This window comes from Streptomyces fuscigenes (genome assembly GCF_021556455.1).
Taxonomy (GTDB): domain Bacteria; phylum Actinomycetota; class Actinomycetes; order Streptomycetales; family Streptomycetaceae; genus Streptomyces; species Streptomyces fuscigenes.
Map to the genome: position 1 here is coordinate 1 of NZ_JAKGCV010000489.1, position 3,858 is coordinate 3,858.

At 74.0% G+C, this 3,858-nt stretch carries 3 protein-coding genes and 1 pseudogene; 2 read left to right on the forward strand and 2 right to left on the reverse strand.

All coding sequences use genetic code 11. The annotated features are described in order from the left end of the window. Nucleotides 1–124: 124 nt before the first annotated feature. Entirely contained in the window at nt 125–919 is a 795-nt protein-coding gene (locus L1885_RS25075; protein ID WP_235799453.1) for a ferritin-like domain-containing protein, read from the reverse strand. 291 nt (nt 920–1,210) lie between these two features. Then, nucleotides 1,211–2,263 (reverse strand): LLM class F420-dependent oxidoreductase, encoded by a 1,053-nt coding sequence (locus L1885_RS25080; RefSeq protein WP_235799451.1) that lies wholly within the window; start codon nt 2,261–2,263, stop codon nt 1,211–1,213. A gap of 141 nt (nt 2,264–2,404) precedes the next feature. Here L1885_RS25080 and L1885_RS25085 point away from each other — a divergent pair, with 141 nt between their 5' ends. Beyond that, the gene (locus L1885_RS25085) at nt 2,405–3,385 is read left to right on the forward strand and encodes an aldo/keto reductase (protein WP_235799452.1); all 981 of its coding nucleotides are present in this window, start codon (nt 2,405–2,407) and stop codon (nt 3,383–3,385) included. Then, nucleotides 3,382–3,858, forward strand: a pseudogene (locus tag L1885_RS25090) (DNA helicase RecD); the annotation flags it as partial. The gene L1885_RS25085 and the pseudogene L1885_RS25090, both read left to right, overlap by 4 nt.

Here is a 3,858-nt window from a genome sequence, read left to right on the forward strand (position 1 = left end):
CCCGGCGGGCCGGGCTCCGGGCTCCGGGGACCGCCGCGGCCGCCCCGGGGCCGCCGCGAGGGCGGGCCCGGAAGCCGCCGCGGCCGGGGCGCGGCCGCGGGGACGGCGGCCGCGCCGGGCCGGTTCAGAGGGCCGGGGCGGGCTCCGCGGTGGAGGACGGGCCGCCGAGCGCGTTGCGGCGCTCCGGCTCGGCGAGCCGCGTCATGCGGCGCCAGCCGCCGAGCCGCTCCCACGCGTACATCGCCTGGATGCCCGCGACGAGCGCGGCCGACTTGGGCGCCGACCAGCCGAGGATGCGGCCCATGTGGGCCATGGTCGCGAGGCTGACCTCCCGGTAGACCGCCATCTCGACCTTGGCGCACGAGACGAGCGAGTCGAGGATGAAGCGGCCGTGTCCCTGGGCGGCGAGGCGCAGCAGTTCCTCGTGGCAGTACGCGAGGTGGTTGTCCTCGTCGGCGCTGATCATCTTCACGGCCTTGCCGACCTCGGGGTCGTCGGCGAAGTACTTCTTGAGCATGTCCATCTGGTCGCTGGCACGCTGCTCGGTGACGCGGCTGTGGGCCAGGTACACGACGATGTCCTGCTCGCCCAGGTGCTCGTCGCGGCGCAGCTTCTCGTGGGCCAGGCCGATGCCCCGCTGCTCGAGCAGCATCGTGTAGTTGGTCTCCAGGGGCACCTCGACCGGCTCGAGGCCGCGCTTCTTGAGCAGCGCGTTGAAGATCCGGCCGTGCTTGTCCTCGTCGGCGCCGTGCCGGGTGATCTTGGGGGCGAGAGCGCGCATCTTGTCGGGCACCAGGGCCGCGATCCTGCCGTTCTCCCAGCCGCCCTGTGCCTCGCCCGACGCGGCGATGGAGCAGAACAGCTGGAACGCCCGGTCGTTGTCGACCATTTCCTGGAACAGACTCTGGGCCGAGAGCATCTCCGCTACCTCCATCTGACAGTCGTCCGCAGAAACCGAGTCAAAACGGACAGACGGCCGGAGGCAACAGGTGGGGCGCCGGACTGGGCCGAAAGAAGGACGCGGCCCGCGCGTAACCGAGCGGGGCGCCGGGCGTTGTCCTGGGTGAGGCGGCCGTGGCGGGGAGACCCCCGAGCCCCCACCACGGCCGCGTGATCGCATCCGCGGGGCCGCTGCCGCCGCGCCCGTGCACGGCACCGCCGCCGCCCGTCCCCGGGCGCGGGGCGGGCGGCAGCGGGGCCGGGCTGCTCGCTACTCGGCGAGGCCCGCGCGGTCCAGGGCGTCCACGCCCGTACGCAGGGCCGCCACGCGCTCCTGGAGCGTCAGGCCGGCCGGGGACAGGGTCAGCGTGGTGACGCCCGCCGCGGCGTAGGCCGCCATGCGGTCGGCGATCCGGGCCACGTCGCCGAGCAGCGTCGTGGAGTCGATCAGGTCGTGCGGGATCGCGGCGGCGGCGCCCGACTTGTCGCCCGCGAGGTACCTGTCCTGGATCTCGGCCGCCTCCTTCTCGTAGCCCATGCGGCCCGCGAGGCGGTTGTAGAAGTTCTGCTTCCGGCTGCCCATCCCGCCGACGTACAGGGCCGTGTACGGACGGAACTGGTCGGCGAGCGCGGAGACGTCCTCGCCGGTCGCGATCGGCACGGTCGGGCAGACGTCGAAGCCGTCCATCGTCAGCCCCGCCCTGCGCCGCCCCTCCCGCAGGTGCTTGAGCGCGGTCTCCTCCAGGTGCTCGGCGGCGGGGAAGATCAGCAGGGCGCCGTCCGCGATCTCGCCCGTCTGCTCCAGGTTCTTCGGGCCGATCGCGGCGATGTAGAGGGGGATGCGCTCGCGCTCGGGGTGCACGGTCAGCTTGAGGGGCTTGCCCGGGCCGCCGGGCAGCGGCAGCGTCCAGTGCTCGCCCTCGTGCTGGACCCGCTCGCGCGACATGGCCTTGCGCACGATCTCCACGTACTCGCGCGTACGGGCCAGCGGCTTGTCGAACGTGACGCCGTACCAGCCCTCCGAGACCTGCGGGCCGGAGACGCCGAGCCCGAGCCGGAAGCGGCCGCCCGACAGCGAGTCGAGCGTCGCGGCCGTCATGGCGGTCATGGTGGGCTGGCGCGCCGGGATCTGCATGATCGCCGAACCGACGTCGATGCTCTCGGTGCGGGCGGCCACCCACGACAGCACGGTCGGGGCGTCGGAGCCGTACGCCTCGGCCGCCCAGCACACGTCGTAGCCGAGCCGGTCCGCCTCCTGCGCGACGGCCAGGTTGTCGTCGTCCATCCCCGCACCCCAGTACCCGAGGTTGATGCCGAGCCGCATTGCCGCACCCGCTCCCTACTCGCCCTACTCACCAGTAATGTCCTGTCCGGGGACTGTAGCGCGCGGGGGCCGTGAGCGTCATGGGTGCGTTGTCCACAGGCCTCTTAGCGCGGACGTCACCGGCCAGTAATGTCAACGCCCATGGAGCAGAGGCATCTCGGCAGGACGGGGCTGCGCGTGTCCCGGATCGGGCTCGGCACCCTGAACTGGGGCAGGGACACCGGAGAGCACGACGCCGCGGACCAGTTGAAGGCCTTCTGGGAGGTCGGCGGCACGCTGATCGACACCGCCGACGTCTACAGCGGCGGAGATGCGGAGTACCTGCTCGGGCAGCTCGTGGAGCGGCTGGTGCCCCGCCGCGAACTGGTGATCGCCACGAAGGCGGGCAGCGTGCCGGACCCGGACCGGCGCTTCGACGGGTCGCGCGGCCACCTGCTGGAGGCCCTCGACGCGTCGCTGGAGCGCCTCGGCACCGACTACGTCGACCTGTGGCAGATCCACGCCTTCGACCCCGAGACACCGCTGGAGGAGACGCTGCACGCGCTGGACATCGCGGTGACCAGCGGACGGGCCCGGTACGCGGGCGTGTCCAACTTCTGCGGCTGGCAACTGGCGAAGGCCGCGACCTGGCAGCTCGCCGCACCGGGCATACGGACCCGCATCGCGAGCACGCAGATGGAGTACTCCCTGCTCCAGCGGGGCGTGGAGCGGGAGGTGCTGCCCGCCGCGCTGGACCTGGGTGTCGGGCTGCTGCCCTCCTCCCCGCTGGGACGGGGCGTGCTGACGGGCAAGTACCGCACCACGACGCCCCCGGACTCGCGGGGCGCGTCGGACATGGCGATGTTCGTGGAGCCCTATCTGGACGGCGCGGCGAGCCGGATCGTGGACGCCGTCGCGACGGCGGCGGACGGTCTCGCGACGAGCCCGCTGGCGGTCGCGCTCGCATGGGTGCGCGACCGTCCGGGCGTGGTCGCCCCGATCGTGGGCGCGCGCAACGCGCGCCAGCTCACCGAGGCGTTGTCGGTGGAGGGCCTTAGTCTTCCTGACGAGATCTGCCGGGCGCTGGACGACGTGTCGGCCCCGGTGCACCACTATCCCGACCAGGACTGGAGCACGCTGTGACATCGGACCGCGACGCGGACGAGGCGACCGCCGCGGAGGCGGGCGCGGACCCTTCGCAGGACGGCGCGCCCGGCGGCGCACCGGAGGGCGAAGCGGGGGCCGTCGACGACACCGCGGCGGACGACGGGGTGCCCGGGGGCGCCGCTGAGGCACCGGCCGGAGGCGGTGGGTCCGGGGACGGGGAGTCAGGAGTCGGGGAGTCCGGGGACCGCCGGGCCCGCGGCGAGGAGTCCGGCAACGGGGACCCGGGGGGCATGGGGGACTCCGGGGCAGGCGGCCAGGAGGCCGGGGCCGGTACGGGGCAGGACGCGGACGCGGAGGCGGGCGCCGCCGGGCTGAGCGAGGCGCAGGCCGGGCTGGCCGCGCAGCGCGAACTGCGCCACCGCATCGAGCAGCGCAAGGCGGAGAGGGCCGCCCCGGTCGACGCGGGCGCCAAGCTCAGCGGACGGGCCGCGGACCTGCTGGCGGCGGTG